This window comes from Brooklawnia cerclae (assembly GCF_011758645.1).
Classification (GTDB): domain Bacteria; phylum Actinomycetota; class Actinomycetes; order Propionibacteriales; family Propionibacteriaceae; genus Brooklawnia; species Brooklawnia cerclae.
The window spans coordinates 2134902-2149748 of the sequence record NZ_JAAMOZ010000001.1 but is presented as its reverse complement, the minus strand read 5'-3'; the positions used below and the strand labels follow the sequence as shown (position 1 = coordinate 2149748).

Below are 14847 nucleotides of genomic sequence, written 5' to 3'. Positions count from 1 at the left end.
CCCCACTCGAAGGGAGTGGCCAGCGCCGGGTAGCGGTTAGGATGCTGCCTGAGCCCGGCACCGTGGACCGCCGTCGGCTCGGCCCCGTATGCGGGCGAGTGATCAGCGTGCACAGGAGAGCCATGACCGATACGCCGCAGCAGGTGGCCGAACGCATTCTCGCGTCCGTCCCACCGAACTACCCGCTGATGTTTCGTGAGCGGGTGGCGGCCAGCCCGGAGAAGATCGCCTACACCGTGCCCGACGGCCAGGGATGGCGCGACGTGCCCTGGCGTGAGATCCGTGAGGCTGTCGACGAGGTCGCGGCCGGTCTCGTCGCGCTCGGCCTGCGTCCCGAACAGCGTGTCGCGATAGCCTCGGCCACCCGCCTGGAGTGGATCCTGGCCGACCTCGGCATCGCCTGTGCCGCCGGCGCCACCACGACGATCTACCCCAACACCCACGCGGAGGACGAGGCCCACATCCTCATCGACTCGGGTTCGGCCATGGCGGTGGTCGAGAACAATGCGCAGCTGACCAAGCTGCAGGGCATCCCCGAGATGCTCGGGCAGCTGAGCCACATCATCGTGTTCGACGACGACCGGCCCGCCGACGCTCCTGCGGACGGGCGTGTGGTCACCTGGCAGGGACTGCGCGACCTCGGGCGCGAGCATCTCGCCGCCAACCCGTCCTGCCTGGACGATGCCATCGCCGGCATTCGGCCCGACAGCCTGGCCACCCTCATCTACACCTCGGGCACGACCGGGCGCCCCAAGGGCGTGGAACTGGCCCACCGCAGCTGGACCTACGAGGGCGCTGCGATGCGCTACTCGCGGTTCGTGGACGCCGACGACGTGATCTATCTGTGGCTGCCTCTCGCCCACGTCTATGGGCGGTGCATCGTGGCTTGCCAGCTTGCTATCGGGATGCGTGCGGTGCTGGACGGGCGCATCGATCGGATCGTCCAGGGGCTGGGCGAGACCCATCCGACGGTCTTCATCGGCGTACCGCGCATCTTCGAGAAGGTGCGCGCCGCGGTGATGACGATGTATCCGCAGAACGGCTTCAAGGGACGCGTCTCGCGGTGGGCGTTCAAGATCGGCCGTGACTCGCGGCCCTATCGCCTGGCGGGCAAGCCGCTGCCCAGGCTGCTGGCGGTGCAGTACGCCGTGGCCGACCGGCTCGTGTTCAGCAAGCTGAAGACGAGACTCGGTGGGCGCATGCGGTTCATGATCTCGGGCTCGGCGAAGCTGTCGCGGCAGGTACAGCAGTGGTTCTACAGCGCGGGCATCACCATCATCGAGGGCTACGGTTCCACCGAGACGGCGGCCATCACCTTCCTCAACCTGCCCGACGAACCACGCTTCGGGACGGTCGGCCCGGTGATCCCGGGGCTCGACACCCGGTTGGCCGACGACGGCGAGGTGCTCGTCAAGGGCCCGCCGATCGCGCGTGGGTACCACAACCTGCCGGAGGACTCCGCGGAGGCGTTCGAGGACGGGTGGTTCCACACCGGTGACATCGGCGTCTTCGACCCCGACGGGTTCCTGACGATCACCGACCGCAAGAACGATCTGTTCAAGACGTCCAACGGCAAGTTCGTGGCACCGCAGAAGGTGGAGAACGCCGTCATGGCGAACATCCCCTATGTGAGCCAGGTGGTGGCGATCGGCAACGACCGCAAGTATGTGACCGCCCTGGTCGCGCTCGATCCGGCGGCTCTCCAGAAATGGGCGGAGCGCCGCGACAGGGCCGGGCTCGGCTACGCGGAACTGACGCAGCTGCCCGAGATCCGTCGCTCCATCGACCGGTTCATGCGCAGGGTGAACGGCCGTCTCGAACGCTGGGAACAGATCAAGCGCTACGCGATCCTCGATCACGAACTGAGCCTGGCCGACGGGACGCTCACGCCGAACCTCAAGGTGCGCCGCGAACCCGTCCGTCAGAAGTACGAGGACGTCATCGAGGCGATGTACGCCGACGAGTCGACCTCCGACCTGGTGAGTGAATGACCCCATTCGTCACCGAGGTCCAGATCCGGTGGACGGACCTGGACGCCCAGGGACACGTCAACAACGTGATGGTGGCCGAGTATCTGCAAGAGGCGCGCGTGCGGTTCCTGCTGCCGGGGCCGGCGGGCACGTTGCTCGACAACGGGTGTGTGGTGGTCGGTCACCAGATCGCCTACCGGTCACCGATCATGTTCGACAACGAGCCTCTGCGGGTCGAGGTGGCGGTCAGTGAGCTCGGAGCGGCGCGGTTCGCGGTCGCCTACCGGGTGGAGCAATCGGGCAGGACGGCCGTCGAGGCGCGCACCACGATGTGCCCCTTCGACCTCGTCCGGCAGACACCTCGCCGCCTGACCGCTGACGAGCACGCCTTTCTCGCGGAGTGGCGGGTCGACGCCGAACCGTTGCGTCCCCTGGCGGCCCCTGTGCTGAACGGGCGGGGCACACCGTTGGACGTGTACACCCGCTGGTCGGATCCCGATCGCTACGGGCACGTCAACAACGTCCGGTTCCTCGATTTCGCGCTGGCCGGGCGCGTCGACATGACCTCGCGGGCGGACGCGTCCATGGCCCGTGTCGGCATGGACAACCCGGATGCCGTGAGGTGGTTGATCGCGCGTCAGGACATCGACTACCTCGCCCAGCTGCGCTACCGGCTCACACCGCACCGCGTCCTCACTGCTCCGTTCGCGCTCGGATCGACGTCGATCAGCCTGACCTCCGAGATCATCGATCCGGACGACGGCACGGTCTGCGCACGGGCCCGATCGGTGCTCGTGTGCGCCGACGAGCAGGGGAGCAAGCGTCTGCTTCCGGGCTCCGCGCGTGCCGCGCTCGAGGCGTTGCTCGTCGGCACCTGAGACCGGAAAAAAGATCGGGGTGGATCGTGGGTCGAACTCGACCGACGATCCACCCCGATCCGGGCTGATCTCAGTTGTCGGAGGTCTTGATCTCCGAACGATCACCCGACCACTCGAGGTGATAGTGACCGGCGGCGTCGACGCGTTCGTAGGTGTGCGATCCGAAGTAGTCGCGCAGGCCCTGGGTGACCGCGGCGTTGTTCCGCGGGGCACGTGCCATGTCGTAGTAGGCCAGCGAGCTCGAGAACACCGGCGCGGGAACTCCCGCCTGGGCCGCTGCCGCGACGACGCGACGCCACGCGTCCTGGTAGTCGGCCAGTTGCGGGGCGATGGACGGTGCGCACATCAGCGACACGAGGTCGGGGCTGGCCGAGTACTCCTGACGGATGTTCTCCAGGAGCTTCGCGCGGATGATGCAGCCGTCACGCCAGATCTTGGCGCAGTCGGCGACGTTGATGTTCCAGCCGAACTCCTGCCCACCGGTGCGGATCTCGTCGAAGCCCTGGGAGTAGGCGACGACCTTGGAGGCCCACAGCGCCCGGCGCACGTCCTCGACGAAGGCGTCCTTGTCGGGCACCTGCAGGGTGCGGTCGGGGCCCTGGAGGCTCGTCTGGGCGACCCTGCGCAGGTCGTCGTGGCTCGATTCGGCGCGTGCGAAGACCGACTCGGCGATCCCGTTGACGGGCACGCCGAGCTCCAGGGCGGTCGTGACGGTCCACGTGCCGGTGCCCTTCATGCCCGCGCGGTCCTTGATGACGTCGACCAGCGGGGCACCGGTCTGCGGATCGGCCTGCTGGAGGAGATCGGCTGTGATCTCGATGAGGTAGCTGGACAGTTCGCCCTGGTTCCACGTCTTGAAGATCGCGGCGGCCTCGTCGGTGCCGATGCCCGCGGCCTTGAGGAGTTCGTAGGCCTCGCCGATCACCTGCATGTCGGAGTATTCGATGCCGTTGTGGATCATCTTGACGAAGTGTCCGGCACCGTTGGGGCCGATCCAGGTGCAGCAGGGCTCGTCGCCCACGTGCGCGGAGATCGCCTCCAGCATGGGCCCGAGCACCGTGTAGCTCTCGGGGGTGCCGCCGGGCATGATCGACGGGCCGGTCAGGGCGCCGTACTCGCCGCCGGACACGCCGGTGCCGACGAAGTGGAAGCCCTTCTCCGAGATCTCCTTCTCGCGGCGGATGGTGTCGCGGAAGAACGAGTTGCCGGCGTCCACGATAATGTCGCCCGGTTCCAGGTAGGGGAGCAGCTCCTCGATCGTCGCGTCGGTGGCGGCGCCCGCCTTGACCATGAGGATGATCGACCGCGGGTGCGCGATCGAGGCGACGAACTCCTCGACGGTCGCACCAGGAATGAACGTTCCCTCGCTGCCGTGCTCGTCCATGACCGCCTGGGTCTTGGCGAAGGTGCGGTTGTAGATGGCAACCGCGTACCCGTGGTGGGCGAGGTTCCGGGCCAGGTTCGAGCCCATCACCGCCATGCCGACGACGCCGATGTTGGCCTTCTCATCTGACATTGGTTCATTCTCCTTGTTGTGTGGTGAGCAGGTGCTCCCTGTTGGTTACTTCGTGCACCACCGTGGTGGGATCGGGGGCTTCGGGGACGCCTGCCCGTGGATGCCCCGGGGTGTTGATCCGGCTCCTCCTGTGCTCGGCCCCGTGGTGTCCCCGACCTCCAACGCTACGGCCAATCGAGCGAGCCGACAGCCCGAGTCGTCGAAAATGGGCGGTTTGTCAAGCGGGCTCGCCAGTTGGTACCGGACCCCCTCTGGGAGAGGTCGGATACAGTTTGTCGGGTGGGAGAACCTTCGGTGTCGGACAAACCAGCGACGATCTACGATGTCGCCGCCGCTGCCGGAGTGAGCCCCTCCACCGTCTCGCGGGCGTTCTCGCGCCCCGGACGGGTGAGTTCGCGAACCGCCGCGCGCATCCAGCAGGTGGCCACGGAGCTGGGATATCGCGCCCCCCGCGTCGTGCGCGAGGAGGTCGGCCGGCAGTCGAAGATGCTGGGCATCGGGCTCACCGACATCACGAATCCGTACTTCTTCAGCATCATCCGCGGTGCCGAGCACGTCGCCGTTGCCGAGGGCTACCAGATGATGCTCTCGGACTCCGAGGAGACCGACGACTACGAGCGGCAACTCCTCGAGCGGACGATGCCACTGCTCGACGGCATGATCATCGCCGCGTCCAGGCTGTCGGACGCGGCCCTTCGCGCTGCGGCGAAGTCGACGCCGACCGTCGTCCTCAACCGCCTGGTGCCCGGGCTGCCCTGCGTCATCACCGACATGGCCCGCGGCATGCGCCGGGCGCTCGAGCATCTCGCGGAGTTCGGGCACCGGCAGGTCGCCTACGTGTCGGGCCCCACGGCGTCCTGGTCGGACGGCGCACGATGGCGGGCATTCCGCGAGGGCTGTTACGAACTCGACCTGGTGGAGCATCGGATCGGCCCGACGCCGCCGACGGTTCGCGGCGGCATGGGCATCCTGCCGCACATCCGCGACCGCCGTGTGACCGCCGTGGTCTGTTACAACGACCTCATCAGCATCGGGATCATGCGTGCGGCCAAGGCACAGGGGCTGTCGATCCCCGGTGACCTGTCGGTGGTCGGCTTCGACAACATCTTCGCGTCCGACCTGGTCACACCGGGTTTGACGACGGTGGCCTCCCCGTTGAGTCTCCTGGGGGAACGCGGGGCGCGTACCGTCATCGCCCTGGTGAACCGCCAGCCTCCCGAGACGACCCCCGAAAAGCCGTCCATACTGCCGATGCGGCTCATCATCCGCGAGTCGACCGGACCGGCTCCCAAGGCCTGAGCCCCCGGTCGGATCGATCGATCGCTTTTCCGGCCGCCCGGACGGGGCGGGCCCGCTCACTGCTGGGGACGTTCCGATGCCAGGCGGAAGAGCACCTCACCCGCGTCGCGGACGACGTGGAACGCCGGGTCGTCCATGAGGGCCGGAATGGTCGCCGGGTCGCGGTAGCCGACATTGATGGACGCGCACACCTCGGGTGGGATACGGGTGGCGAACGTCACCCGCAGACGGCAGTCCTCCACGCCCGTCGCCGGGTCGAAGGTGCCCGCACCGCGCGCGTGCGTCGAGTGCGCCAGCACACCCCATGGCACGTCCTTGAAGGTGTCCCACTGCTTCACGAAGTAGTCGCGGCAGTGGTAGCCGATCTCGTAGATCTCCTTGTGAGCCTCGGACACGGTGTCGATGTGCGGGGCGTAGATGATCACCTCGCCGCCGTCGGCGACCGCGGGCTCGGTCTTGTAGAACCCCTTGGCAGCCGTCCAGATGTCGTGGTAGCGCTCGGGGATCTGAGCGATCACATTGGTGAAGGGCTCGTCCACGTAGGTGATGTGGGTCTGTGCGGTGACCTGGGCCTGGTTGGCCCAGGCGTCCTCGGGGCTGCCGAAGGCGGCCGACTCGAGGTCCATGCTGTAGGCCTTCACCACGAAGGCGAGGCAGTACTTCTCGCCGGGAATGAGGTGGGCGCCCTCGTTGATCATCGCCCGCACGGGTGTGATGCCGGGGGTGCCGATCATCTTGGCGGAGGTGATGAGCGCGCCGACCCAGTGCGTCATGTCGATGAGATCGTGCGCCGCGCAGCCGGGGATGAAGTACTTGTTGCCGCCCGAGATGCCCACGACCTCGTGGGGCAGGATCGGGCCGACGATGATCTTCACGTCCGCGTCCACCACCGTGCGGTTGATGAGCACGTCGGAGCCCTGTCGCAGGCGCCCCCCGGACAACTCGTGGATGCGCTCGGCGGAGATGGTGCCGACGCTGACCAGCTGTTCGGGGTCCTTCCACAGGTGGTTGACGATCGGCATGCCGGGGTACACCTCGTCGAGGTCGGCATTGGCGTCGCCGGCGGTCCACAGGGCGATCTCGTCCGGTTCCATGTACTCGTGCGTCCCGAGCGCGATGACCGCGGTCACGCTCGCCGCCCGGCCGATCACGGCCTTGTGGACGGCGTGCAGGATGCGCGGCATCGGGCAGCCGCGCGTGTCGTCCGGGATGATCAGGCACAGGCTCTTGCCCTCCAGGTCCACCTGGCCGATCGCGTCGGCCACGAAGCCCTCGAACTCCTCGTCCCCGATGTGATAGCCGGGGCCGCCGATGTTGGGCGGACAGGTGGTGGGCAGGGACATGGGACTCCTCATCCGGGGCTGCGGTCATGACTGCGACAGGTGCAGTCGGTTGCCCCAAGGCTAGCGCCGGTCGGCCCTGATGTGGCGTCCACTGGGGGCCGGACGTGGCAACTCCTGGCAACCCGGGAAGCGGCTGCGGGGGCGTTGTCTCAGAATTGGCCCCATGGCCCAATTGTCAATGCACGACGATCGCCTCTTCCCCGCGGACGACAAAGTCCGCGGGATCGCGAGGCGGATCTACGCCGAAACCCGTGACCTTCCGATCATCTCTCCCCACGGGCACGTGCCCCCGGCCTGGATCGCGGACAACCTGTCGTTCGAGAATCCGACCAAGCTCCTGCTGACCCCCGACCACTACATCAACCGAGTGCTGCACGCCAACGGTGCCGAACTGTCGGAACTCGGTGTGGGACGCGAGGACATGGACGAGGCCGACAACCGCCGCGCCTTCCGCCTGCTGTGCGAGCACTGGTCCGACTTCAACGGCACCGCGATGCGCTATTGGCTGACCGATCAGCTCGTCGGCCTGTTCGGCGTGACGCAGCGTCCCAGTGCCGAGACCGCGGACGCGATCTACGACACCATCCAGGCCTGGATCGACGACGAGACCCACCGTCCGCGCGCCCTCATGGACCAGTTCAGGATCGAGTTCATCGCGACCACCGACGATCCCTGCGATGACCTGCACGATCACGAGAAGCTGGCCGCGGACGCGGCGTTCTCGGCGACGCACCGGGTGGCGCCGACGTTTCGTCCCGACAAGTATCTGGAGCCCGATCGCGCCGACTGGAACGAGCGGGCCGACCGACTGGCCCAGGTGACCGGCATCGACACCGGCACCCTCGCGGGCTTCACCGCCGCGCTGGAGAGCCGGCGTGCCTACTTCAAGCAGCACGGTGCGGTCAGCACCGACCATGGCCTGACCGACCTGGAGGCCGGGTACCTCGACGCGCAGGAGGCGGAGCGCCTGTTCGGCAAGGCGCGCGGCGGCGGCATCGCCCCGGAGGAAGCCACGGCGCTGCGGCGCCACCTGCTCATGGACCAGGTGCGCATGGCGACCGAGGACGGCCTCACCATGACCCTGCATCCGGGGGCGCTGCGCGACCACGACCGGGCCACCTTCGAGAAGTACGGGCAGGACGTCGGCTGCGACATCCCCTACGCCATCGAGGTCACGCGTTCGACGAGGGAGATGCTCAACGCCTTCGGCAACCATCCCAACCTCAACCTGGTGATCTTCACGCTCGACGAGGATGTGTACAGCCGCGAGATCGCCCCACTGGCGGGGTTCTACCGGTCGGTCTACATCGGCGTCCCATGGTGGTTCATCGACGCCCCCGAGTCGATCCTGCGGTTCAAGCAGGCGATCACCGAGATGGGCGGGTTCAGCCGCGTGTCTGGCATGATCGATGACACGCGTGCGTTCTGCTCGATCCCGGCCCGCCACGACATGATGCGACGCCTCGACGCGGTGCACCTGGCAGGTCTCGTCGCCGTCCATCGTCTGGACGAGGACGAGGCGATCGAGCAGGCCGGCAAGCTCGTCGTCGACAATCCCAAGAAAGTGTTCAAGCTGTGAGTGCAACCCTCAACAGAGCCGAGTACGGACGCCCCGCCGCGCCCATCCGCATCATCCATCTGGGCATCGGCAACTTCACCCGTGCCCATCAGGCCTGGTACACCGAGCACGCGTCCGACGCGGACGAGTGGGGGATCGCGGGATTCCCGGGGCGCACGACCCTGGTGCCGAGGCCCTCGCCCCGCGACGATGCCCTGGACGCCCAGGACGGGCTGTACCAGTTGGTCATCAAGAACGCCGAGGGTGACCAGGTCGAGGTGATCAGTTCGGTGAGCGCCACGTTCCGTTCGCACGACATCACCAGCTGGGTCGAACTGTTCGCCGACCCCAACGTTGCCATCGTCACCTCGACCATCACCGAGGCCGGGTACTGCCGTGACAAGGACGGAAACCTCGATCTCGGGAACCCCGACGTGATCGCCGACCTCGACAAGCTGCGGGCCGGCCGCCTCGACGTGCCGGTCTTCACCGGGCCCGCGAAGTTCGTGCGCGGACTGCTCGCGCGCAGGCAGGCGGAGGCTGGGCCGATCACGTTCGTGCCCTGCGACAACATCCCCAACAACGGCGAGATGGCCGAGCGGGTCATCCGGCAGGGCGCGGAGTACGTCGATGCCACTCTGCTCGACTGGATCGACGCCAACGTCGGTTTCGTCACCACCATGGTCGATCGCATCACGCCGCGTGCGACCGACGACGACCGTGAGCGCGTCGAGGCCGCCACCGGCATCGAGGACCCGGGTCTTGTCGTCACCGAGCCGTTCACCGAATGGGTGCTGGCCGGCGAGTTCAAGGCGGGACGCCCCCACTGGGAGTCGATGGGAGCCGCGTTCGTCGACGACATCGTCCCGCACGAGCTCCGCAAGCTCTACCTGCTCAACGGATCCCACTCCCTGATGGCCTACTGCGCGTCCGTCATCGGGCGCACCACCGTCTACGAGGCCATCAGCGACCCGCGTGTGCGGGGCTGGGTCGAACAGTGGTGGGACGACGCCGTCACCCAGGTGCCGCTTCCCGCCGAGGAACTGGACGCCTACCGGGCCTCGCTGCTGGAGCGCTTCGGCAACCCGCGGATGAAGGACCAGTTGGCGCGCATCGCGATGGACGGGTCGCAGAAGTTGCCGATCCGCATCGTGCCGACGATCAAGGCGCTCCTGGGGCAGGGGATTGTGGCGAAGGGGGCCACCCGTGCCGTGGCGGGCTGGGTGCTGCACCTGCGCGGGCTCGGCGCGCCGGTGGACGACGCCGGTGCCGCCCCGGTGCTGCCTTTGGTGGCAGGTGACCTGGCCTCGTCCGTACGCGGGGTGTGCGGGTGGCTCGGGTTGGACGACGATCGAGTCGTCGCCGCGGTGCTGGAGCATGCCGAGGAGCTGGAGGCGTCGAGGGCCTGAGCGACCCTCGACATGCCGATGGGTGGGGTCAGGGAACTCTGACCCCACCCCGGAAAGCCATCACCCGTCGGAGCGGGAGTACGTGACGCGTCCGGCGCACATGGTCAGCTCGACCGGGTCGGGCAGATCCAGCCCGTGGTAAGGGTTGTTGCGCGAGCGGGAGGCTGTGCGGTCGCGATCCACGACTCCGCGCCGGGCCGGATCGACGAGCACGAGGTTGGCGGGTTCGCCGGGGGCCAGAGGGCGTCCCTGCTGAGAGGCGCCGCCGATGTGTGCCGGTGTGACCGACAGGACGCGGGCAACATCGTCCCAACCGAGACGCCCGGTGTTCACCATGGTCTCGATGACGACCGCGAGCGCCTGTTCCAGACCCAGCATCCCGGGTTTGGCGTCCGGGAAGGCACCGGACTTGGCGGTCGGGTCATGGGGGGCGTGGTCGGTTCCGACGATGTCGATCGTCCCGTCGGCCAGGCCCGTGCGCAGGGCCTCGATGTCCTCGTCCCCGCGCAGCGGCGGGTTGACCTTGAACGTCGTGTCCAACCCGCCCAGCAGCGACGAGTCGAGCAACAGATGGTGGGGGGTGACCTCGGCCGTCACCCGGATTCCCCGTGCTTTGGCCCAGCGGACGACCTCGAGGCTCTCGGCGGTGGTGACGTGGCAGCAGTGCAGCCTGGCTCCCGTGAGCTCGGCCAGTTGTACATCCCGGGCGATGATCACGGACTCGGCGGCCCAGGGCCAGCCGGGGAGGCCCAGATCGCCCGCGATGGTGCGCTCGTCCGCACAGGCGTGCGGCCCGGCCAGCGAGTGGTCCTGGCTGTGTTGGGCCACGACCGCACCGCTGGCGGCCGCCTGTTCCAGGGCTTCACGCATCAGCTGGGCGTCCATCACACACTTGCCGTCGTCGCTGAACACGCTCACCCCGGACGCGGCCATGTCTGCCATCGGAGCGAGACGCTCGCCCCCGAGGCCCACGGTGATGGCCCCGATCGGATGCACCTCGACGAAGCCCGCTTGGCAACCGAGTTCGGCGACGTGACGCGCACGATCGACCGAGTCGGTCACCGGAAGGGTGTTTGCCATGGCGAACACGGCCGTGAACCCGCCGCGTGCCGCGCACTCGGTTCCCGAGGCCACGGTCTCGGCCGACTCGAAGCCCGGTTCCCGCAGGTGGGTGTGCAGATCGACGAGCCCGGGCAGGACGACGAGGCCGTCGGCGTCCACCACTCTGGCCGAGGGCGTCGGTGTGTCGACGAGCACCCCGTCGTGGACGAACAGGTCGCGCGTCTGCCCGTCCGCCGAGCGTGCCCCGCGGATGATGTAGTCGGTCAACGGCCCGGCCTCAGTTCGACTGTGCCGGGGCGGAGGAGGTCAGGCCGAACTCCTGCACGCGGAGCGCGCGCTCGGCGTTGTCGTACGACTCGCGTAGCACCCGGCTGACCTGCTCGGGCAGTTCCCGGCCCTCTCGCCACTCGTCCACCTTGGCCAGCCACTCGCGATCGGCGAGCATCGTGGGCCACAGGTAGAGCAGTGCGGTCTGGCGGGCGACGTGGCCGCGCTGGGCCCAGGAACCGGACGAGTCCGCGATCTGTTCGCACAGCCGCAGGTAGGCGTCCGGGTAGTCGCGCAGCAGTTCCTCCTGGCCGTACTTCCAGAAGTTGGCCGCGACCGCGAGGTGCGTGCCGTTGGGCACGTCGGGATCGTCGGTGGCCAGGCGCCAGGCTTCCGCTTTCGCCTCCGGGTCGGCGAGTGCGGCGCGGGCACCCGCGGCGGACTCGGCCCCCGAGATCGTCTGGTCGCGCGCGGCCTCGGCGTCGATCTCGCCGGAGCCGATGATGCCGAGGCGGGCGAGCGAGGTGATGATGCCCCAGCGCCGATCGGCGTCGATGGGCAACTCCGGCGGCACTTCCTCACCCCGGAGCCAGCCGGCGAGCAACTCGGCGCCGGCAGGGGAGTCGACGGCCGCGATCATGGCGTCGGCGAGCGCGAGCTGCAGGTCGGAGCCGGGCCGGGCTCCCTTGAGCAGTTCCGCCAGCCCCGCGACCAGCTTGGCCCGCAGCGCCGGACGCTGCTCGGGGGCGCTGTAGCCGGTGACCGCGAGATGGGCCTGCCGGAGCTGGTTGAGGATCGCCGTGGGGTCGTCCTCGGTGCGCAGCCCCCGCAACACGAGATCGACGTAATCGGCGGACGACATCTCCGCGTCCCGCCAGGCGTCCCAGGCACTCGTCCAGACGACGGCCCGGGCGAGGGGGTCGGAGATGTCGGCCAGGTGCTCCTTGACCGTGGCCAGCGACCGATCGTCCAACCTGACCTTGACGTAGCTGAGGTCGCGGTCGTTGAGCAGGACGAGATCGGGCCGCTTCTGGCCGACCAGGGCCTCCACGGTCGTGCGCTCGCCGCTGATGTCGATCTCGTGGGAGTCACGGAAGACCAGGTCGTCGGGGTGCAGGTCGTACTGGCTGACGGCCATCCGGTGGGTGCGCAGGACGGGGTCGGCCCCGGCCCCGGTCTGGATGACATCGAACTTGGTGAAGCGGCCCTCCTCGTCCACCTCGACCTCGGGCCGGACGAGGTTGACACCCGTCGACTCCAGCCATTGGGCGGAGAACTCGGACAGGTCACGCCCGCTGGCCTGCTCCAGGGCGCCGAGAAGGTCGGAGAACTGGGTGTTGCCCCATTCGTGCGCGTCGAAGTAGGCCCGCACGCCGTCGAGGAACTGCGGCTCGCCCACGTAGGCGACCAGTTGCTTGAGGACGCTGGCGCCCTTGGCGTAGGTGATGCCGTCGAAGCTCTGGTCGACGGTGGCCAGATCGACCATGTCGGCCGCGATCGGGTGCGTGGTCGGGAGCTGGTCCTGCCGGTAGGCCCACAGCTTGCGCATGTTGGCGAAGCTGGTCCACGGGTCGTCGCCGTCGTAGCGCTTGGCGATCTCGCCCTGGCAGTAGTAGGCGGCCCACTCGGCGAAGCTCTCGTTGAGCCACAGATCGTCCCACCAGCGCATGGTCACGAGGTCGCCGAACCACATGTGGGCAAGCTCGTGGAGGATCGTGTTGTCGCGCTTGGCGTAGTCGGCCTCGGTGACGCGCGACCGGAAGAGGTACTCGTCCCGGAAGGTCACGCAGCCCGCGTTCTCCATCGCCCCGGCGTTGTACTCGGGCAGGAACAGCTGGTCGTACTTGTCGAACGGGTAGGGCCGGCCGAACGCCTGCTCATAGACCTCGAAGCCCCGCTGCGTCGTGGTCCGGATCCGCTCGATGTCGAGATGGGGTGCCATCGACTCGCGACACACGAGGTCGGCGCCGAGGTCGCCCTTGGCGGAGTGCACGGTGCCCGAGTGCACATGGAACTCGCCGGCCACCAGCGCGGTGATGTAGGACGCGATGGGCGGTGTGGCGGCGAATTCCCACATCGCGAATCCGTCGGGCCCCGGGGTCGGTGTCGGCGTCGGGGAATTCGAGTAGATCTTCCAGTCCTGCGGGGCCACGACGGTCAGCTCGAAACTCGCCTTGAGGTCGGGCTGGTCGAAGCAGGCGTACATGCGCCTGGCATCGGCGGTCTCGAACTGCGTGTAGAGGTAGATCTTCTGGTCGGCCGGATCGACGAACCGGTGAAGTCCCTCGCCGGTGCGGGAGTAGCGGCACAGCCCGGTGACGGTCAGCTGGTGCTCGCCCTCCTCGAGGTCGAGTGTGAGCCGAGTACCGTCATGGGCTTCGCGCGGGAGTTGCACACCGTCGAGCCAGGCGTCCAGCAACTCGTCGGCGATGAAGTCGAGCCATGATTGCCCCGTACCGCTCGAGAATCTGACGGTGCTGGTGGAGATGAAGGTGGCATCCGGATCGTCCAGCGGGTTGTCGTCGAGACCTCGGCCGGTCAAGTCGACGGTGACCCGGCACGTATGGCTGACGATGAGGTGTGAACGCTGCTGCGCCTCTGCGCGAGTGATGTTCACTGTTGTCGTCATGGTTCTCTTCCAATCGTCATGCGGCTCGCGCGGACCCGTGCCAACGAACACCGGGCCGCGACGCACCGGTGGGGCGGCGGGTGAGGGTGCAAGGTTACGGGTTCACCCTCGGCGCACCAAACTCTAGCCCCGGGGCACGCCACTTGAGGATATATCTGCTTGGCTTGAGCTATGAGCGAAGACTTGCAGATCGTTGACTTCTGGTTCGACCCCCTGTGCCCCTGGGCGTGGATGGCGTCGCGATGGATGCTCGAGGTGGAGACCGTGCGACCGGTCCGGACGGTGTTCCACGTCATGAGCCTCTCGGTGCTCAACGAGGGCCGAGACCTGGACGAGGGGTACAAGCGCCTGCTCGAGAAGGGCTGGATCGGCGTCAACGCGGCGATCGGCGTCGAGTTGGCAGCCGGGCAGGAAGGCCTGCGGGCCTTCTACACCGCGTTGGGCACCCGCTACCACCCCGGCGGCGAGCCAGTGGGCGACATCGAGGTGGTGCGCGCGGCGCTGCGCGAGTGCGGCCTCGACGAGTCGATCGCCGACCGCGCCGCCGCCAGGCAGTGGGACGAGCAGGTCCGCGCGTCCCACCACGAGGGCATGGACCCCGTGGGCTACGACGTCGGCACCCCGGTCATCCACCTCAACGGCAAGGCCATGTTCGGCCCGGTGATCTCGCCGGCACCGAAGGGGGAGGCTGCGGGCGATCTGTTCGACGGGGTGTCGAAAGTGACGGCCGCCGATGGATTCTTCGAGCTCAAGCGCTCGCGCGACCGGGACCCGATCTTCGACTGACCAATACCACACGAAAGGCGGTGTTTGCGGGCCGGGCGCAGAATTGTCAGTGAATCGTGCCCCGGCCCGCGTGGCGTTTCGCGTCGGCCCTTCACGGCTTCCTAGTCTGGGTACGACCATATGGCGATAC

10 protein-coding genes are annotated in these 14847 nt (G+C 68.0%); 6 read left to right on the top strand and 4 right to left on the bottom strand.

Annotated features, from left to right (window positions below; all coding sequences use genetic code 11):
* The first annotated feature begins 122 nt into the window (after positions 1 to 122).
* Both FB473_RS10015 and FB473_RS10010 read left to right on the top strand, forming a co-directional pair.
* Positions 123 to 1991 carry an AMP-dependent synthetase/ligase gene (locus FB473_RS10015; RefSeq protein WP_167166980.1) on the top strand — a complete coding sequence of 623 codons (1869 nt, stop codon included), beginning with the start codon at positions 123 to 125 and terminating at the stop codon, positions 1989 to 1991.
* A complete protein-coding gene (locus FB473_RS10010; RefSeq protein ID WP_167166978.1) occupies positions 1988 to 2848 on the top strand; it encodes an acyl-CoA thioesterase in 861 nt (286 codons plus the stop codon). Before FB473_RS10015 ends, FB473_RS10010 begins: the two co-directional genes overlap by 4 nt.
* Positions 2849 to 2918: 70 nt before the next feature.
* On the opposite strand, the gene gndA is transcribed toward FB473_RS10010, so the two are convergent.
* Complete coding sequence (gene gndA, locus FB473_RS10005) at positions 2919 to 4364, bottom strand: NADP-dependent phosphogluconate dehydrogenase (RefSeq protein ID WP_167166976.1); 1446 nt, start codon at positions 4362 to 4364, stop codon at positions 2919 to 2921.
* A gap of 294 nt (positions 4365 to 4658) precedes the next feature.
* On the opposite strand from gndA, the gene FB473_RS10000 reads away from it, so the two are divergent.
* Positions 4659 to 5663, top strand: coding sequence for a LacI family DNA-binding transcriptional regulator (locus FB473_RS10000; RefSeq protein WP_341770085.1), 1005 nt, complete (start codon positions 4659 to 4661; stop codon positions 5661 to 5663).
* A 56-nt stretch (positions 5664 to 5719) separates the two neighbouring features.
* Here FB473_RS10000 and FB473_RS09995 read toward each other — a convergent pair whose 3' ends face one another.
* Entirely contained in the window at positions 5720 to 7006 is a 1287-nt protein-coding gene (locus tag FB473_RS09995; RefSeq protein ID WP_167166972.1) for a lactate racemase domain-containing protein, read from the bottom strand.
* Positions 7007 to 7169: 163 nt separating this feature from the next.
* Between FB473_RS09995 and uxaC the strand changes: the two genes are divergently transcribed.
* On the top strand, positions 7170 to 8585 hold the full coding sequence (gene uxaC / locus FB473_RS09990; protein WP_167166970.1) for a glucuronate isomerase: 1416 nt from the start codon (positions 7170 to 7172) through the stop codon (positions 8583 to 8585).
* Entirely contained in the window at positions 8582 to 9973 is a 1392-nt protein-coding gene (locus FB473_RS09985; protein ID WP_167166968.1) for a mannitol dehydrogenase family protein, read from the top strand. The genes uxaC and FB473_RS09985 overlap by 4 nt, the downstream gene beginning before the upstream one ends.
* A 60-nt stretch (positions 9974 to 10033) precedes the next feature.
* Here FB473_RS09985 and FB473_RS09980 read toward each other — a convergent pair whose 3' ends face one another.
* Both FB473_RS09980 and pepN read right to left on the bottom strand, forming a co-directional pair.
* Complete coding sequence (locus tag FB473_RS09980) at positions 10034 to 11302, bottom strand: dihydroorotase (protein ID WP_167166966.1); 1269 nt, start codon at positions 11300 to 11302, stop codon at positions 10034 to 10036.
* A gap of 10 nt (positions 11303 to 11312) precedes the next feature.
* Positions 11313 to 13931 carry an aminopeptidase N gene (gene pepN, locus FB473_RS09975; protein WP_167166964.1) on the bottom strand — a complete coding sequence of 873 codons (2619 nt, stop codon included), beginning with the start codon at positions 13929 to 13931 and terminating at the stop codon, positions 11313 to 11315.
* Between the two features lie 171 nt (positions 13932 to 14102).
* Between pepN and FB473_RS09970 the strand changes: the two genes are divergently transcribed.
* Entirely contained in the window at positions 14103 to 14717 is a 615-nt protein-coding gene (locus FB473_RS09970) for a DsbA family protein (RefSeq protein WP_167166962.1), read from the top strand.
* Positions 14718 to 14847 lie beyond the last annotated feature (130 nt).